The 17,274-nt window shown below is 67.5% G+C and carries 19 protein-coding genes; 14 read left to right on the top strand and 5 right to left on the bottom strand.

Going from position 1 to position 17,274, the window contains the following annotated elements; all coding sequences use genetic code 11:
* Positions 1-158: 158 nt before the first annotated feature.
* The 10 genes from dqs_RS07695 to dqs_RS07650 all read left to right on the top strand — a co-directional run bounded on the left by dqs_RS07695 (position 159) and on the right by dqs_RS07650 (position 7,846).
* Complete coding sequence (locus dqs_RS07695; RefSeq protein WP_065340105.1) at positions 159-725, top strand: NUDIX hydrolase; 567 nt, start codon at positions 159-161, stop codon at positions 723-725.
* A gap of 120 nt (positions 726-845) precedes the next feature.
* Positions 846-1,475 carry an HNH endonuclease gene (locus dqs_RS07690; protein WP_011765175.1) on the top strand — a complete coding sequence of 210 codons (630 nt, stop codon included), beginning with the start codon at positions 846-848 and terminating at the stop codon, positions 1,473-1,475.
* A gap of 83 nt (positions 1,476-1,558) precedes the next feature.
* Positions 1,559-2,143, top strand: a complete 585-nt coding sequence (gene rsxA / locus dqs_RS07685; protein WP_011765174.1) for an electron transport complex subunit RsxA — start codon at positions 1,559-1,561, stop codon at positions 2,141-2,143.
* Positions 2,144-2,151: 8 nt separating this feature from the next.
* Positions 2,152-2,703: an electron transport complex subunit RsxB gene (gene rsxB / locus dqs_RS07680; RefSeq protein ID WP_011765173.1), complete on the top strand. Its 552-nt coding sequence runs from the start codon at positions 2,152-2,154 to the stop codon at positions 2,701-2,703.
* On the top strand, positions 2,700-4,358 hold the full coding sequence (gene rsxC, locus dqs_RS07675; protein WP_065340104.1) for an electron transport complex subunit RsxC: 1,659 nt from the start codon (positions 2,700-2,702) through the stop codon (positions 4,356-4,358). The genes rsxB and rsxC overlap by 4 nt, the downstream gene beginning before the upstream one ends.
* Positions 4,355-5,362, top strand: coding sequence for an RnfABCDGE type electron transport complex subunit D (locus dqs_RS07670; protein ID WP_065340103.1), 1,008 nt, complete (start codon positions 4,355-4,357; stop codon positions 5,360-5,362). Before rsxC ends, dqs_RS07670 begins: the two co-directional genes overlap by 4 nt.
* Entirely contained in the window at positions 5,359-6,033 is a 675-nt protein-coding gene (locus dqs_RS07665) for an RnfABCDGE type electron transport complex subunit G (protein ID WP_065340102.1), read from the top strand. Before dqs_RS07670 ends, dqs_RS07665 begins: the two co-directional genes overlap by 4 nt.
* On the top strand, positions 6,033-6,743 hold the full coding sequence (locus dqs_RS07660; RefSeq protein ID WP_065341667.1) for an electron transport complex subunit E: 711 nt from the start codon (positions 6,033-6,035) through the stop codon (positions 6,741-6,743). Before dqs_RS07665 ends, dqs_RS07660 begins: the two co-directional genes overlap by 1 nt.
* A gap of 10 nt (positions 6,744-6,753) precedes the next feature.
* Complete coding sequence (nth, locus tag dqs_RS07655; protein ID WP_065341666.1) at positions 6,754-7,386, top strand: endonuclease III; 633 nt, start codon at positions 6,754-6,756, stop codon at positions 7,384-7,386.
* Positions 7,387-7,414: 28 nt separating this feature from the next.
* A complete protein-coding gene (locus dqs_RS07650) occupies positions 7,415-7,846 on the top strand; it encodes a DUF1841 family protein (protein ID WP_011765167.1) in 432 nt (143 codons plus the stop codon).
* Positions 7,847-7,944: 98 nt separating this feature from the next.
* Here dqs_RS07650 and dqs_RS07645 read toward each other — a convergent pair whose 3' ends face one another.
* Together dqs_RS07645 and dqs_RS07640 are read right to left on the bottom strand one after the other, a co-directional pair.
* Positions 7,945-8,286, bottom strand: a complete 342-nt coding sequence (locus dqs_RS07645; protein ID WP_065340101.1) for a c-type cytochrome — start codon at positions 8,284-8,286, stop codon at positions 7,945-7,947.
* The gene (locus dqs_RS07640; RefSeq protein WP_011765165.1) at positions 8,283-8,606 is read right to left on the bottom strand and encodes a c-type cytochrome; all 324 of its coding nucleotides are present in this window, start codon (positions 8,604-8,606) and stop codon (positions 8,283-8,285) included. Before dqs_RS07640 ends, dqs_RS07645 begins: the two co-directional genes overlap by 4 nt.
* 74 nt (positions 8,607-8,680) lie before the next feature.
* Between dqs_RS07640 and dqs_RS07635 the strand changes: the two genes are divergently transcribed.
* Genes dqs_RS07635 through dqs_RS07625 form a run of 3 tightly spaced genes read left to right on the top strand, consistent with a single transcriptional unit; the run spans position 8,681 to position 12,056 of the window.
* Positions 8,681-9,529, top strand: coding sequence for an AAA family ATPase (locus dqs_RS07635; RefSeq protein ID WP_011765164.1), 849 nt, complete (start codon positions 8,681-8,683; stop codon positions 9,527-9,529).
* 9 nt (positions 9,530-9,538) lie between these two features.
* Complete coding sequence (locus tag dqs_RS07630; protein ID WP_065340100.1) at positions 9,539-10,867, top strand: EAL and HDOD domain-containing protein; 1,329 nt, start codon at positions 9,539-9,541, stop codon at positions 10,865-10,867.
* 10 nt (positions 10,868-10,877) lie between these two features.
* The gene (locus tag dqs_RS07625) at positions 10,878-12,056 is read left to right on the top strand and encodes a vWA domain-containing protein (RefSeq protein ID WP_065340099.1); all 1,179 of its coding nucleotides are present in this window, start codon (positions 10,878-10,880) and stop codon (positions 12,054-12,056) included.
* 36 nt (positions 12,057-12,092) lie between these two features.
* Here dqs_RS07625 and dqs_RS07620 read toward each other — a convergent pair whose 3' ends face one another.
* Positions 12,093-12,863, bottom strand: a complete 771-nt coding sequence (locus tag dqs_RS07620) for an oxygen-binding di-iron domain-containing protein (RefSeq protein ID WP_011765161.1) — start codon at positions 12,861-12,863, stop codon at positions 12,093-12,095.
* A gap of 222 nt (positions 12,864-13,085) precedes the next feature.
* Positions 13,086-13,598 (bottom strand): MarR family winged helix-turn-helix transcriptional regulator, encoded by a 513-nt coding sequence (locus dqs_RS07615; RefSeq protein WP_011765160.1) that lies wholly within the window; start codon positions 13,596-13,598, stop codon positions 13,086-13,088.
* Positions 13,599-13,934: 336 nt separating this feature from the next.
* Between dqs_RS07615 and dqs_RS07610 the strand changes: the two genes are divergently transcribed.
* Positions 13,935-15,257, top strand: a complete 1,323-nt coding sequence (locus dqs_RS07610) for a chloride channel protein (RefSeq protein ID WP_157108159.1) — start codon at positions 13,935-13,937, stop codon at positions 15,255-15,257.
* Positions 15,258-15,326: 69 nt separating this feature from the next.
* Here the strand turns inward: dqs_RS07610 and htpG are convergent, their stop codons facing one another.
* Entirely contained in the window at positions 15,327-17,258 is a 1,932-nt protein-coding gene (gene htpG, locus dqs_RS07605; RefSeq protein WP_065340098.1) for a molecular chaperone HtpG, read from the bottom strand.
* Positions 17,259-17,274: the final 16 nt, after the last annotated feature.

Below are 17,274 nucleotides of genomic sequence, written 5' to 3'. Positions count from 1 at the left end.
GACGATCTCGGATACGGCGACGGTGCGCATTCGGGGATGGCGCGCCGCGCCGTGGAACTTTACGTGGCTTCGCCCACGCTGTCAGCCATCGCCCTGCGCGCGAACCGGGCTAGAATCGAAGCCTTCCCTGCACTTGCCGCCCGCAGCGCCCGCCCGCGATGAAGTTCTGCTCGAGTTGTGGTTCCACCGTCGAATTCCGCGTTCCGCCGGGCGACGCGCTGCCGCGCCATGTGTGCCCGACTTGCAGCACGGTGCATTACCAGAACCCCAAGATCGTGGTGGGCGCCCTGGCCGAATGGGAAGACCGCATCCTGCTGTGCCGCCGCGCCATCGAACCCCGCCTCGGGATGTGGACGCTGCCGGCCGGCTTCATGGAAAACGAGGAAAGCACCGCCGAGGGTGCGGCGCGCGAAACGCTGGAAGAAGCCTGCGCGCGCATCGAGGTAGGCCCGATGTACACGCTGATCGACGTGCCGGCGATCAGCCAGGTGCACATCATCTACCGGGCCCGCCTGCTCGACCTCGACTTCCGCCCGGGCGAGGAATCGCTCGAGGTCGCGCTGTTCGCCGAAGCCGACATCCCCTGGGAGCAGATCGCCTTCCGCACCATCGCGATGACCTTGCGTCACTATTTCGACGACCGCCGCAGCGGCAACTGGTCGTTCCATACCGGCTGCATCACGGCGCCGCCTCCTGCCGGCGGCAAACCCGTGCCCGCGGGCTGAACCGCGGCATGGCAAACGCACTCTAAGTCCAGTCAGGCGGCCGCGCGCCCGCGCGGTCGGGATGAGTCGACAGTGGCGGCATGGCCCCAAGGGCGCCGCGCATTCTGTGACGGAGGACGTGTGCTGAGCGAACCCGGCGCGTTGTTGATCGGAACCGAAGAATCCCCGGGCGAGGGTTACCACCCGTGGATCCTGTCGCTCGACGTCCACGGCAACCCCCACCGCTGGATCAGCTGGCAGACCGCCTGCCACTACCATGCGCGCGATCAGGTGGCGTGGAGCATCGGCGACCGCAGCTTCCGCTTCCTGGGCGGCATCTGCCGCGCCACCGGGCAGCGCTCCGAAATCACCACCCAGAGCATCATCGCGATCAAGGGCCGCGCCTTGCTGCCCGGCGCGCTGCGCCAGACGCCGCCGCTGAACAACCGTGAGCTTTTCCGCCGCGACCGCCACCTGTGCGCCTACTGCGGACACCGCCTGCCGGGCAGCCAGCTCACGCGCGACCACGTCTGCCCGGTATCGCAAGGCGGACGCGACATCTGGATGAACGTGGTCACCGCCTGCCGCCCCTGCAACCAGCGCAAGAGCGGCCGCACGCCGGAACAGGCGCGGATGGCGCTGCTGTACGCGCCCTACGTGCCGAACAAGGCGGAGTACCTCATCCTGTGCAACCGCAACATCCTCGCCGACCAGATGGATTTCCTCACCCGCCACCTGCCGCGCCAGAGCCGGCTGCATCCGCTGTCATAAACATCGGGGATTCTTGCGCGGACAGGGTTGTGGCGAGCGCGCACGGCGCGCGATAATCCGCCGATTCACCCCTGCCGCCCCCCATGAGCAGCTATCTTTTCGTCGTCATCGGCGCCGTTCTGGTCAACAACGTCGTCTTCGTCCGCATCCTCGGGCTGTGCCCCTTCATGGGCGTGTCGAAGAAGCTTGAAACGGCGATCGGCATGGGCGCCGCCACCACCTTCGTGCTGACCCTGGGCGCCGGCAGCAGCTACCTGATCGACCACTACCTGCTGGTCCCGGCGGACCTCGGCTACCTGCGCACGCTGGCGTTCATCGTGGTGATCGCCGCCATCGTGCAGCTGACCGAACTCGTCATCCAGAAGACCAGCCCGCTGCTGCATCAGGTGCTCGGCATCTACCTGCCGCTGATCACCACCAACTGCGCGGTGCTCGGCGTTCCGCTGCTCAACGTCGGCCTCGGCCACAACCTGCTCGAATCGCTGCTGTTCGGGTTCGGCTCCTCGGTGGGCTTCACGTTCGCGCTGGTGCTGTTCGCCGGCATCCGCGAGCGGCTTGAGGGCGCCGACGTGCCGCAGCCCTTCCGCGGCACCGCGATCGCGATGATCACCGCCGGCTTCATGAGTCTCGCTTTCATGGGCTTTGCCGGCCTCGACCGTTTCCACTGAGCCCCCAGATGCTGTCTGCCCTTCTCGTCATGGCCGCCATCGCGGTAGTGCTCGGCGCGGCGCTCGGCTTTGCCGCGATCCGCTTCCGCGTCGAAGGCGACCCGCTGGTCGACAAGATCGACGCGATCCTGCCGCAAACCCAGTGCGGCCAGTGCGGCTACCCCGGCTGCAAGCCCTACGCGCAGGCCATCGCCCAGGGCGAGGCCGACATCAACCAATGCCCGCCGGGCGGCGAGGAAGGCGTGCGCAAGCTCGCGGATCTGCTGGGCCGCGAGTTCAAGCCGCTGTCGGCCGAGCATGGCGAGGAAAAGCCGAAGGCGGTGGCCTACATCGACGAAAACGTCTGCATCGGCTGCACGCTGTGCCTGCAGGCCTGCCCGGTGGACGCCATCGTCGGCGCCGCCAAGCAGATGCACACCGTGGTCGATCCGCTGTGCACCGGCTGCGAACTCTGCGTCGCGCCCTGCCCGGTCGACTGCATCTACATGGAGCCGGTACGCGAAACCGTGCAGACCTGGCGCTGGAAATACCCGGTCGTCGAGATCAGGAAGGCAGCATGATCGGACGCCTGTTCAGTTTTCGCGGCGGCATCAAGCCCGCCGCCCACAAGGAAGAATCCGCCGGCGCCGCCATCGTCGCCGCGCCGCTGCCAGCCCAGCTGGTGGTGCCGCTGCGACAGAGCATTCGCGCCACCGCGCGCTGCCTGGTCGCTCCCGGCCAGCGGGTGCTGAAGGGCGAGCGCATCGGCGCGGCCGACGGTCCGCTCGGCACCGCGGTGCATGCCCCCACCTCCGGCACCGTGGTCGAGATCGCACCGCGGCCGATGGCCCACCCCTCGGGGCTGGATACGCGCTGCGTCATCATCGCCCCCGACGGCGAGGACCGCTGGATCGAACACCAGCCCTTCGACCACCGCGCCGCCGGACGCGACGCCACCCTCGCCCACCTGCGCGACTGCGGCATTGTCGGACTGGGCGGGGCGACCTTCCCCAGCCACGTCAAGCTGGGCCGCGGCAAGGGCGTGGAGACCCTGATCCTGAACGGCGCCGAGTGCGAACCGTGGATCACCTGCGACGACCGCCTGATGCGCGAACGCGCGGCCGACATCCTCGCCGGCGCCGCCGTGCTGCGCGAACTGATCGGCGCCCAGCGCCTCATCGTCGGCATCGAGGACAACAAGCCGGAAGCCATCGCCGCGATGCGCGCCGCCGCCGGCAGCGAGGCCGAGGTGGTGGCGGTTCCGGCGCTGTACCCCGCGGGCGGCGAAAAACAGCTCATCCGCGTGCTTACCGGCATCGAGATTCCCTACGGCAAGCTCGGCGGCGACTTCGGCGTCCAGTGCTTCAACGTCGGCACCGCGCATGCGGTGTACCGTGCCATCGCGCACGGCGAACCGCTGGTGTCGCGCGTGGTCACGCTGACCGGCAGCGTCGCGCGCCCCGGCAACTACGAAGTGGCGATCGGCACCCCGATCCAGGATCTGCTCTCGCTGGCGCAGCCCGCCGGCGATACCGACCGCTACCTGATGGGCGGCCCGATGATGGGGTTCGCGCTGCCGCGCCTCGACGTTCCGGTGGTCAAGGCCACCAACTGCGTGATTGCCGCGTCCCCCGCCCTGTTCCCGCCGCCGCCGCCGGAACAGCCCTGCATCCGCTGCGGCGAATGCGCGCGCGCCTGCCCGGCCGAGTTGCAGCCCTTCGAGCTGTACTGGTTCGGCCGCGCACGCAATTTCGGCAAGGCGCAGGAATACCACCTGTTCGACTGCATCGAATGCGGCTGCTGCGCCTACGTGTGCCCGGCGCACATTCCGCTGGTCGATTACTTCCGCTTCTCCAAGGGCGAGATCTGGGCGCGTGAGCGCGACAAGGACGCGGCCGACGCGGCGCGCGAACGCTTCGAGTTCCGCAACTTCCGGCAGGAACGCGAGAAGGCCGAGAAAGCCGCCCGTCTGGCCGCCAAGGCCGCCGAAACCCGCAGCAAGCTGGCCGAGGAAGCCCCCGCTGCGGGAGATGCCCCTGCCGCGGACGACGCCAAGAAGGCCCTGATCGCCGCCGCGCTGGCGCGCGCCAAGGCGCAGAAGGACACGGTCGAAGTGCGCAACACCGACAACCTCAGCCCCGCGGTGCAGGCGGAAATCGCCGCGGTGGAAGCGCGCCGCAAAGCGGCGCTCGAAACAGGCGCCGCCCCCGTCGCCACGCCGGACAACGAGTCATGATGCATTCTCCCTACATCCGCCGGCCGGCCAGCGTCCAGCGCGTGATGCTCACCGTGCTTGCGGCCCTGCTGCCGGGCATCGCGCTGTACGTGTGGCAGATCGGCCCCGGCATCCTGGTAAATCTCGCGATCGCCAGCGTCGCCGCACTCGCGGGCGAGGCCGCCATCCTGGCGCTGCGGCGCAAGCCCGCCGCGGCCGCGCTCAGCGACGGCTCGGCGCTGGTCACCGCGTGGCTGGTGGCGCTGTGTTTTCCGCCCATCGTGCCGTGGTGGCTGACCACGCTGGCGGTCCTGATCGCGGTGATGGGCGCCAAGCATCTGTACGGCGGCCTTGGGCAGAACCCGTTCAATCCGGCCATGGCCGCCTACTGCACGATGATCGTCGCCTACCCGGCGCTGATGTCGCAATGGCCGGCGGCGGGCCAGCTCGACTTCGCCACGCAGCTGCAGCTCATCCTCGGCGGCACGCGCGAAATTGACGCGGTCACCGGCGCGACTGCGCTCGACACCCTGCGTACCGGCCTGCGCGCGCCGGAGGCAAGCGTGGCCAGCGTGCGTGCACTCGACGCCTTCGGCTTTGCCGGCGGCCGCGGCTGGGAATGGGTCGCGGCGGGCTACTTCATCGGCGGCGTGGTACTACTTGCCACCCGCACCATCACCTGGCACCTGCCGGTGGGCTTTCTGGCCGCGCTGGCGCTGATTTCCGGTGCCTTCTGGCTGGCGGACCCGGTGCGCTTCGCCTCGCCGCTGTTCCATCTCGCCAGCGGCGGCGCCATGCTCGGCGCCTTCTTCATCGTCACCGATCCCGTCAGCGCGGCCACCACCCCGCGCGGCAAGCTGGTGTTCGCCGCCGGTGTCGCGTGCATCGCCTGGCTCATCCGCAACTTCGGCGCCTATCCGGAAGGCATTGCGTTCGGCGTTCTGCTGATGAACATGTGCGTACCACTGATCGACATGAAGACGCAGCCGCGCGTGTTCGGCCATCGCGGAGGCCGGCCGTCATGACCACCGCCCGTTACGGCGCCGCCCGCACCTCGCTGCGCACCTCGGCGATCATGCTGGTGTTCACCGTGGTGTTCACCGCGCTGATGGCCTTCACCTACAACGCAACCCGGCCCGCGATCGAGGCTTCGGTGCAGCAGGCCCAGCTTGCCCTGGTCGGCGAAATCCTGCCGCCCGGCAGCTACGACAACGCCCTGCTCGACGACGTGCTGCGCCCCGGCGCCGCCGCGGCGCTCGGTTTCGACGACGCCCGGGTGTGGCGGGCGCGGCGCGGTGGTGAGCCGGTGGCATTGGTCGTCGAAGCCGAGGCACCAGACGGCTACGCCGGCCGCATCGGGCTGATCGTGGCGGTGGCTGCGGACGGCCGCCTGCTTGGCGCGCGCGTTACGCGCCACAAGGAAACGCCCGGACTGGGCGACTACGTCGAGCTTGCCAAGGACCGCAACAAGCACGCGCCGTGGATCGCGCAATTCGCCGGGCTGGATGCCGCCAGCCTGCCGCTGGAGCGCTGGACCGTGCGCAAGGACGGCGGCGCCTTCGACTATCGCGCCGGCGCCACCATCAGCGCCCGCGCCGTCAGCCGCGCGGTGGGCAGGGCGGTGGACTATGTCCAGCACAACCGCGACGCGCTGTTTGCCGCCCAGGGCGGCCGCAACCCGGGAGCCGGCCGATGATGAACATGCAGCAATTCCGCGAGATCGCCCGCAACGGGCTGTGGAAGCAGAACACCGGGCTCGCCCAACTGCTCGGCCTGTGCCCCATCCTTGCGATCAGCACCAGCATGGTCAATGCGGTCAGCCTGGGCCTGGCCACGCTGCTGGTGATGGCCCTGTCCAACCTTGCGGTGGCCACGCTGCGCAACTTCATTCCATACGAAATCCGGATTCCGGTGTTCGTACTGATCATCGCCGCGCTGGTCACCGTGGTAGACCTCAGCTTCAACGCCTACCTGCACAGCCTCTACCTCGTGCTCGGCATCTTCATCCCGCTGATCGTCACCAACTGCATCGTGCTGGCGCGCGTCGAAGCCTACGCCGCCAAGAACGACCCGCTGTCCTCCACGGTGGATGCGGTGATGATGGGTTGCGGGCTGGTGTGGGTGCTGGCCTTGCTGGGCGGCCTGCGCGAGCTGCTCGGTAGCGGCACGCTGTTCGCGGGCATCGAGATGATCATCCCCGACGCGAGCGCGCTCAGCGTGTTCGGCGACGACTATCCCGGCTTTCTCGTCGCCATCCTGCCGCCCGGTGCGTTCTTCGCGCTCGGATGCCTGATCGCCGCCTACAACGCGATCAACACCCGTCGCGCGGCGCGCCTGCAGGCCCGCCCGCCGGCAGCAGAACCCGCCCGGGCCGGCAGCCCCGCCGAAGCCGGCGCGGGAGCCTGAAATGGCGTTGATGAAACGCGAGGCGATCCGGGAGTTCTTCAGTCGCCTCGCCGCCGCCAACCCCGAACCGAAGACTGAACTCGAGTACCAGACGCCCTACCAGTTGCTGGTCGCCGTGGTGCTCTCCGCGCAGGCCACCGACAAGAGCGTGAACCTCGCGACCCGCAAGCTGTTTGCCGCCGCGCCCACGCCCGAAGCCATGCTGGCGCTGGGCGAAGAAGGCGTGGCGGACTACATCAAGACCATCGGCCTTTTTCGCAACAAGGCCAAGAACACCGTGGCGCTGTCGCGCCTGCTGCTGGAGCGCCATGGCGGCGAAGTGCCGCGCGACCGCGAGGCGCTCGAAGCGCTACCGGGCGTGGGTCGCAAGACCGCGAACGTGGTGCTCAACACCATCTTCCGCGAGCCCGTGATGGCGGTCGATACGCACATCTTCCGCCTCGCCAACCGCACCGGGCTCGCCCCGGGCAAGGACGTGATTGCGGTCGAGCAGTCGCTGCTCAAGCGCGTGCCCAAGGCCTTCCTGCTCGACGCCCACCACTGGCTGATCCTGCACGGGCGTTACGTCTGTACCGCGCGCAAACCCAACTGCGCCGCGTGCATCGTGCGCGACCTGTGCCTGTTCCGCGACAAGACCGCCTGAAGCGGCCGCCAACCGAGAGAGAAACAGCATGTTCAACCCTACCCGCGACGAGGTCCGCAACTTCTTCATCGAAGCCTGGCGCAAGTACCAGGCGCGCGAAGTGCTGACCCCGCTCGAGACGATCGCGGCCGACGTGGTCGCGCTGCACCCCGAATACCACACCGTGGTGGACAACCCGGACTCGGTGGACCGCGACTTCCCGCCCGAGGCAGGCCAGATCAATCCTTTTCTGCACCTGTCCCTGCATCTGGCGATCGAGGAGCAATTGTCGATCGACCAGCCGACGGGCATCCGCGCCGCGTTCGACGAGGCCTGTGCGCGCCACGGCAACCGCCACGATGCGATGCACGACGCCCTGGAATGCCTCGGGGAAACCCTGTTCAACGCGCAGCGCAACGGCACCCCGCCCGACGGCGCCGCCTACGTTGCGGCGCTACGCAAGCGCGCCGGGCACGGTTAACGCGCATTCGGCGCAGGCGGGCCGAGGCATGGCGGCCCCGGCGGTCGCATGCCTGTTCCGGCAGGTGACCGCCGGACTCCCCGGTCCGACCTCGCCCCTCAGCGTTTGAAGTACAGCCCTTTCTGCGACGCGAACCACGCAGAAAGATCTGCGATGTCACGCTTGTCCAGGCTTTCCACCTGCGCCGCCATGATGGGGTTGCGCCGCTTGCCGGCCTTGTAGTCGGTCAAGGCCTGGCGCAGGTAGTCCTCGTGCTGGCCGGCAATGCGCGGAAACTCGGCGGTGGTGCTGTTGCCGTCCGCGCCGTGGCAGGCCGCACAGGTCGTGGAAATTTCCTTGCCGCGCGCCGCATCCCCTGCCTGCGCCGGCGGGGCCACGGCGACGAGCGCGCCAAACACGAACAACGCGGCGGAAGAAGGCAAGCGGATACGCGCAATCATTTTCCGCCTCCGTCGCCGTAGTAGGCCGCCAGGTCGGCCATGTCCTGTTCGCTCAAGCCGCGGGCGATGCCCTGCATCGTGGGGTGGCTACGCTCGCCGGCCTTGTATGCCTCGAGCGCCCGTACAAGATAGGCAGGATGCTGGCCGCCCAGCTTGGGCACGGAATACACCGTGGGAAACCCGGTCCGGTAGCCGGCGATGCCGTGGCAACCGATGCACATCGCCAGCTTGCCCTGCGCCGCGCCGGCATTGCCTTCCGCGGCTGCCGCGGGCCATGCGGTCGCCAGCGCGGCGGCGACTGCCCAAAACCGTCCGTCCATGTGCCACCTCCTGGGTGAAGCCCTCCTCTAACGCTAGACCTATAATCGTCGGGAATTAATCAGAGGATTCCCCGATGTCGCTTCGCTTCGAAGGCTCCCAGGACTACGTCGCCACCCCCGACCTGATGCTGGCGGTCAATGCCGCCATCCGCCTGCAGCGCCCGCTGCTGATCAAGGGCGAACCCGGCACCGGCAAGACCATGCTGGCCGAGGAAGTCGCCGCCGCGCTCGGCCTGCCACTGCTGCAGTGGCATATCAAATCCACCACCAAGGCCCAGCAGGGGCTGTACGAATACGATGCGGTGTCGCGCCTGCGCGATTCGCAGCTGGGCGACGACCGCGTCAAGGACATCGCCAACTACATCGTCAAAGGGGTGCTGTGGCAGGCCTTCGAGGCCGAGACGCCGACCGTGGTGCTGATCGACGAGATCGACAAGGCCGACATCGAGTTTCCCAACGACCTGCTGCGTGAACTCGACCGCATGGAGTTCCATGTGTACGAGACGCGCAAGACCGTGCAGGCGCGTCATCGCCCCATCGTCTTCATCACCTCGAACAACGAGAAGGAACTGCCCGACGCCTTCCTGCGGCGTTGCTTCTTCCACTACATCAAGTTTCCCGACCGCGACACCATGCAGAAGATCGTGGATGTGCACTTCCCGGGCATCCGCAAGGCGCTGCTGGCCGAAGCACTCGAAGTCTTCTTCGGACTGCGCGACATCCCCGGCCTGAAAAAGAAGCCCTCCACGTCCGAACTGATCGACTGGCTGAAGCTGCTGGTGGCCGAGGACATTCCGCCCGAGGCCCTGCGCTCGCCCGACCAGAAGGCGATCGTGCCGCCGCTGGCCGGCGCGCTGCTCAAGAACGAACAGGACATCCACCTCTTCGAGCGCCTGGTGTACATGGCGCGCCACAATCGCTGAGAGCGTCAGATGCTGACCGCGCTGTTTTCCCGACTGTTCAGAAGGACCGCGGCCCCAGCGGCTGCGACGCCGGCGACGGTTTCCGCCACGGCCGCCGATGCGCGCGACACCAGCGCGCGACCCGCCACGCCGCCGCCGCAATGGAGCCTGCGCCGCGAGGCGGTACTGGGCAGCAATGAGCGGGTCGCGGGCTATCGCTTCACGGTGGACCACGGCGGCAGCGGCAGCGGGGAGAAGGCCGAAGCCCTGATCCAGCTGCTGCTGGAGTCGCGCCTCGCCGACACCCTCGGCTACCGCCTGGCCTTCATCGACCTGCCGTCGCCACTGCTTGCAAGCCCCCGTTTGCAGGAATTGCCGGCCAAGCGCTGCGTGCTGGTGGTTACACCCGCAGCCAGCGACGGCGCCGCCCCGGCGGACACGCTGGCTGCGATGCATGCGCTCCGCGCGCAGGGCTTCCTGCTTGCCGTCGGCGAGCCGCTGACCCCGGCCGGCACCGCCCTGCTGGCCGCCGCCGACCTGGCGGTGCTCGACGCCCGCGCGCTCCACGCCGCCGACGCCCGCCAACTGCGCGATCACCTGGCGCGTCACGCCCCGGCGGCCCGGATACTGGCGCGCAGCGTGACCTCGCTCGAAGAGGCCCGGTTCTGCCGCAGCGCGCTCGACGTCGCCTTTCTCGAGGGCGGCTTCGTCACCCAGCGCGAGAACTGGGACGACCGCGAACTCGGCCCGCGCGTGGCCCGCCTTGCCACCCTGCTCGGCCGCCTGCGCAAGGATGCGGACACCGAGGAGATCGTTGCGCTGCTCAAGCAGGACGCGGCGCTGTCGCTGCGCCTGCTGCGCTATGTGAATTCGGCCGGAAGCGGCGTGCTGGAGCCGGTGCATTCGATCGAGCGCGCCTTCATCCTGCTCGGCCGCTCGGCCCTGCAGCGCTGGTTGCTGATCCTGCTGTGCGGCCTCGACGACAACGGCGGGCGCGCCTCCGCCGCGCTGGAAAGCGCGCTGGTGCGGGCCCGGATGATGGAGTTGCTCGGGGCCGCCCGCCCCCGGCCGGAGCAGGAAACCCTGTTCCTCACCGGCCTGCTGTCGCTGATCGACGTGATCCTGCAGGTGCCGATGGAGAAGGCGATCGGGGCGCTCGCCGTCGGCCCCGAGATCGCGCAGGCGCTGACCCGCGGTGAGGGCGAACACGCACTGCTGCTCGAGATCGCGTGCGCCTGCGAGGCAGCCGATCCGCAGCAGGTGCTGCGCGCCGCCACCCGTCTGCAGCTCGAACCCGCCTCGGCCGCCGCCGCGCACGCCGAAGCCCTGAACTGGACCTTCCAGCTTCAGGACGCTTGAGACCCCGTCCATGCTGATCGATTTCTTCCTGCACCTGAAATCCCGCCGGCTGCCGGTCTCCACGCGCGAATTCCTGACGCTGCTGGAAGGCCTGCGCGAAGGCGTGTGCGAACACTCGATCGACGACTTCTACATCTACGCCCGCGCCTGCCTGGTCAAGGACGAATCGCTCTACGACCGTTTCGATCAGGCCTTCGGCGAATACTTCCGCGGCGTCAACACGCTGCCCGGACTCGACGCGGACATCCCGGAAGACTGGCTGCGTGCGGCGATGAAGAAGCACCTCAGCCCGGAGGAACAGGCCAAGCTGGAAAAGCTCGGTTGGGACAAACTGATGGAGGAGTTCCGCAAGCGGCTCGACGAGCAGAAGGGGCGCCACCAGGGCGGCAACAAGTGGATCGGCAGCGGCGGCAGCTCGCCCTTCGGTAACAACGGCACCCATCCGGAAGGCATCCGCGTCGGCGGCGATTCGGCGGGCAACCGCACCGCGGTGAAGGTGTGGGACAAGCGCGAGTTCCGCAATCTCGACGACAACGTCGAACTCGGTACGCGCAACATCAAGGTCGCGCTACGCCGGCTGCGCCGCTTCGCACGCGACGGCGCGGCCGAAGAACTGGACCTGGACGGCACCATCGCCGCCACCGCGCGCAACGCCGGCTGGCTGGACCTGCTGATGCGCCCGGAGCGCCACAACGCGGTGAAGGTGCTGCTGTTCCTCGACGTGGGCGGCTCGATGGACGACCACGTCAAGGTGTGCGAGGAGCTGTTTTCGGCTTGTCGCACCGAGTTCAAGCACCTGGAGTATTTCTACTTCCACAACTGCGTCTATGAATCAGTGTGGCGCGACAGCAGCCGGCGCCACCACGAGCGCATCGAACTACTGGACGTGATCCACCGCTACGGGCCGGACTACAAGCTCGTCTTCGTCGGCGATGCGACCATGAGCCCGTACGAAATCCTGCACCAGCACGGCTCGATCGAGCACATGAACGCCGAACCGGGCGCGGTATGGCTGCGCCGGCTGCTGGACGCCTACCCGGCCGCCGCGTGGCTGAATCCGGAGCCGGAGCGTCTGTGGGACTACCGTAAGTCCATCGAGCTGATCCACCAGATCGTCGGCGGGCGGATGTTCCCGATGACGCTCGACGGACTCACGCGGGCCATGCAGTCGCTGTCGAAGAAACACTGAACCCCCGCCGCGCCAGGGCCGCGGGGGCGTTGCGGCTCAGGGCGCGCGGTAGTTGTCCTGCGTCATCAGGTCGACGCCGCACTGCAGGTTCTCGATCCAGTCGAGGAAGCGGTTGACCATCGCCTTGCCCTCGAAGCGGGCGCCGTGCTGCGGCACGATCATCTCCACATCCAGGCTGCGGACCATGTTCGCCCAGAAGCGGCCGATCTTGTTCGACACCATGTAGCGGCGGTGAAAGCCGAGCATGTACTGGATGTGCTTGTCGAAGTCCTTCACCGGTTGCAGCGCGTCGGCGTGGTCGATCAGCGAAGCGCCCATGTCGCCCGAAAACAGGATCTTGGAGATCGGGTCGTAGAACTGGAAGTTGCCTTCGGAATGCATGAAGTGCGCCGGCAGCGCCTTGAGCTTGCACTGCCCGAGCGGGATCAGCATGCCCTCATCGGGGATGCCGATGATGCGGTCGGTGTAGTCGCGACCGGTGGTGAAATGCGGCAGGAAGCGCGACCACAGCTTGGAAATCATCACCCGGCAGCTGGTCGTCACCATCCACTTGTTAAGCGAGGCGATGATGTCCGGGTCGGCGTGCGAGGCCAGGATGTAGTCGAGGTTCTTGGACGGGAAGTAGCGCTGCATGCCCATCAGCAGACCGTTGTAGGTCATGTTGCCACCGGGATCGACCAGCGCGCCGTGATCGCCGTCGACGATCAGGAACTGGTTGCATTGGACGGCGTGGTCGGCCTCTTCGTCCACGAGGTCGTAAAACGCCAGGCAGACGTGTTTTCCATCGTTGTAAAGCTCGACCGCCATGTCTCGATCACCTTGTCTTTTGTCGCATCCGCCCCTGCGGATGCCAAGTGCCTAACTCTACCGCAGGACCCCGCCCGCTGTGGAGACGAAGCGGCACGGTCTTGACGCCGGTCAAGCGATGCCGGGCAAAAAAAAAAACGCGGCCCGAAGGCCGCGCAAGCTGCTGTCCATCCGCCCAGGGCGAAGGATTGACCGGAAACACCCGCCGGCCCGGGGAAAACCTCATTCGGTGAAGGGCAGCGGCTGCATGCCAAAGCCTTCGTCCAGATCCTTGATCTGCCGCAGCAGACCATCGAGTTCGTTCTGCAGGCGCCCGAGCGCGTCCTCGTCGATCAGGCGCAGCGCCTCCGGCAGCACGCCGCGCGCCGGCGACGGTGCGCGCGCCAGCAGGGCCTCGCCTTCTTCCGTCAGGTACAGGCGCACCACGCGCTGGTCGGCGCTCGTGCGCTCCTTGCGAATGAGCGCAGTGGTTTCGAGGCGGTCGATCATGTTGGAGGCGGTGGACTGGTGCAGCGCCATGCGGTTGGCGAGTTCGCCCACGCGCAGCCCCGGCGCCTCGCTGAGTTCCTGCAGGGCCCACAACTGCGCCCCGGTCACCCCGCTTTGCCGTTCGATCCACTGCGAATGCCGTTGCGCGGTGCGGATCAGCACGCGGAACCGCTGCAGCACCGACAGCGGCGTGACAGCGCTTTCATTCGGGGAAGACTTCTTCAAGGCGCGGGAGGGCGAGGACATCAATGTGCTCCGACTATATTTGCTCAAATCATCATTGTCAAAATTTTAACCATTTCGGCCGCCGAGGCGTATCGTTACATCCGCGTCACCCGCGGCGGGCCCGATGGTCCTAGGCGTCAACGCACAAATCATCCAAAAGGTTTAGTACAAAAGTAAAAACCGGCCCCACCGCCGGCCCCGCCGATGCAGTCGCCACCTTCGCCCCCGGAATCCCCGCGTCCAGACGCCTCGTCTCCGCCGCCTAGCGCCCCGCCACCGCCCGCCAAACCCCCGCGCCGCCCATCCTATGGAGGCGAGCCGCTGCGCCTGCTGGCGCGCGGCGGACGCCGCTACGCCTTGCCCTGGCTGTCGATCGGGCGCTGGCACAAGCGCCTGCTGCTGGTCGGCGCGGCGCTGCTGGCGGGGCTGATTGCAATCAGCTTCGCCATCGCCGCGGAAGTGGCGATCGAATGGCATCAGCGCGTGATGTCGGTCAGTCCTTGGCTGACCCTGCTCATTGCGCCGGCCGGCTTCGCGCTGATGGCGTGGCTGTCGCGCCAGTTCTTTCCGGGCACCGCCGGCAGCGGCATTCCGCAGGCGATCGCCGCCTCGCTCAGCGACGACGGGCGGCTGCGCCGCAGCCTGCTGTCGCTGCGGATCGCCATCGCCAAGGTGATGCTCACGCTCGGGGGTTTGCTGGCTGGTGCTTCCATCGGCCGCGAAGGGCCATCGGTGCAGATCGGCGCCTCGGTCATGCACATGCTGGCAAGCCGCAGCCGCGGCCGCATCGCCTCCAGCCGCGACCTCATCGTGGCCGGCAGCGGCGCCGGTATCGCCGCGGCGTTCAATACACCGCTCGGCGGCATCATGTTCGCCATCGAGGAGATGTGCCGCCACCGCGCCTTCCGCGCCAACAGCACGACGCTGATCGCGGTGATCTTCGCCGGCCTGATGTCGCTCGCGGTGCTGGGCAACTACACCTATTTCGGCCGCACGCCGGCGGCGATCAGCTGGCCCGGCGGCATCTGGCCCGTTCTGTTGTGCGGCGCCCTTGGTGGCTTGTTGGGCGGCGGCTTCTCGCGGCTGCTGATTGCCTCGTCCCGTGGCCTGCCCGGGCGTGCGGGTCTCCTCGCGCAGCAGCGGCCGATCGTGTTCGCCGCGCTCTGCGGGCTGGCCACCGGCCTGGTCGGCCTGCTGACGGGCGGCCTGACCTACGGCACGGGCTATGCGGAATCCAAAGCGGCGCTGGAGGGTGCGGCCGGCTTGCCGGTGTACTTCCTGCTGGCCAAGCTCGTGGTCATCTGGCTGGCCTTCGTGTCGCGCATCCCGGGCGGAATCTTCGCGCCGGCACTCGCCGTCGGCGCGGGACTTGGCGCCAACATTGCGCTGTTCACGCCCAGCGACCAGGACGCGGCGATCCTCGTCCTGGGCATGGTGGGTTTCCTGGCCGGCATGACGCAGACGCCGATCACGTCCTTCGTGATCGTCATGGAGATGACCGCCAACCACCAGATGCTGATGCCGCTGATGGCCACCGCCGTGGTGGCGCACGGGTTCTCCAAGTCGGTGGCCCCGCTGCCGCTGTATCACGCGCTCGCCTACCCGATGCTGCGAAGGCTGGAAGCCGAGAACCACCGCAAGCAGGTTGCGCCGGAGCACGGACCCGCCGAGCCGCGCTGAGCGACCCGCACGCTTCACAAAGCAGAACCGCCCCGAAGGGCGGTTCTGCACTGCGGGCGACGCGACGGCTCAGTTGCCGCTCATCGCCATCATCAGCTGGTTGATGCGCTTCACAAAGGTGGCCGGGTCGTCCAGCGTGCCGCCTTCGGCCAGCAGCGCCTGGTCGAACAGCACCGCCGCCCAGTCGTCGAAGCTCTTTTCCTCGTACTTCAGCCGCAGCACTGCCGGGTGGTTGGGATTGATCTCGAGAATGGGCTTGGACACCGGCGCGCTCTGGCCGGCCGCCTTCAGGATGCGCGCCAGGTTCATGCCCATGTCGTGCTCGTCGGCGACCAAGCAGGCCGGCGAATCGGTCAGGCGCAGCGTCACCTTGACGTCCTTGACGCGCTCGCCGAGGCTGGCCTTCATCTTCTCCAGCAGGTCCTTGTAGTCGTCGGCGGCCTTCTCGGCTTCCTTCTTCTCGGCTTCGTCTTCCAGCGCGCCCAGATCCAGCCCGCCCTTGGCGACGGACACCAGCGGCTTGCCGTCGAACTCGGTGAGGTTGCCGATCACCCATTCATCGACGCGGTCCGACAGCAGCAGCACTTCGATGCCCTTCTTGCGGAAGACTTCGAGGTGCGGGCTGTTCTTGGCGGCGTTGAAGGTTTCGGCGGTGACGAAGTATATCTTGTCCTGGCCTTCCTTCATGCGCTCGATGTAGTCCTTGAGCGACACGATCTCGTCCGGCGTGTCCGCCTTGGTGGAGGCGAAGCGCAGCAGGCCGGCGATCTTCTCCTTGTTGGCGAAGTCCTCGCCCACGCCTTCCTTCAGCACCTTGCCGAATTCCTTCCAGAAGGTGGCGTACTTCTCCTTGTCACCGGCCTCGTCGCTGGTGGCGAGGTCTTCCAGCAGGCCGAGCACCTTCTTCGTGCAGCCGGCGCGGATGGTGTCGATGTCCTTGGATTCCTGCAGGATCTCGCGCGACACGTTGAGCGGCAGGTCGGCGGAATCGACCACCCCGCGTACGAAGCGCAGGTAGGTGGGCATCAGCTTCTCGGCGTCGTCCATGATGAAGACGCGCTTCACGTACAGCTTGATGCCGTGCTTGGCGTTGCGGTCCCACAGGTCGAAGGGCGCGTGCGCCGGCACGTAGAGCAGGTTGGTGTATTCGTGGCGGCCTTCGACGCGCGAATGGGTCCACGCCAGCGGCTCGTCGTAGTCGTGGCCGACATGCTTGTAGAAAGCCTTGTACTCGTCTTCCGAGATGTCGTTCTTCGAGCGGGTCCACAGCGCGTTGGCCTGGTTCACCGTCTCGTCCTCGTCGGTGACGACCTGCTCGCTCTTCTCCTCGTTCCACTCCTCCTTCTTCATCACGATGGGCTGGACGATGTGGTCGGAGTACTTGCGCACCAGGCTCTTCAGCTTCCACGACGACAGCAGGTCTTCCTGGCCGTCGCGCAGGTGCAGCGTGATTTCGGTGCCGCGGCCGGGCTTGTCGATGTCCTCCACGGTGTAGGCGCCGGCTTCGTCGCCCGCCATCGAACACTGCCACTTCACCCCGGCCGACGCCGGCAGGCCGGCGCGGCGGGTCAGCACGGTAACGCGGTCGGCCACCAGGAAGGCGGAGTAGAAGCCGACGCCGAACTGGCCGATGAGGTTGGCGTCCTTCTTCTGGTCGCCGGTGAGCTTGCCGAAGAATTCCTTGGTGCCCGACTTGGCGATGGTGCCGAGGTGGGAGATCGCCTCGTCGCGGCTCATGCCGATGCCGTTGTCGGCGATGGTGATGGTCTTGGCGTCCTTGTCGAAGGCGATGCGGATCTTGAGATCACCTTCGCCCTCGAACAGCGCGGCGTTGTCGAGCGCTTCGAAACGCAGCTTGTCGCAGGCGTCCGACGCGTTCGAGACCAGTTCGCGCAGGAAGATCTCGCGGTTGGAATAGAGCGAGTGGATCATCAGGTGAAGCAGTTGCTTCACCTCGGCCTGGAAGTTGAGGGTCTGGGCTGCGGCTTGCGCTTCGGACATGGGATGCGGCTCCGTG

The organism is Azoarcus olearius (assembly GCF_001682385.1).
In the GTDB taxonomy this organism is placed as follows: domain Bacteria; phylum Pseudomonadota; class Gammaproteobacteria; order Burkholderiales; family Rhodocyclaceae; genus Azoarcus; species Azoarcus olearius.
The sequence above is the reverse complement of the archived record's forward strand: the minus strand, read 5'-3'. Positions and strand labels throughout refer to the sequence as shown.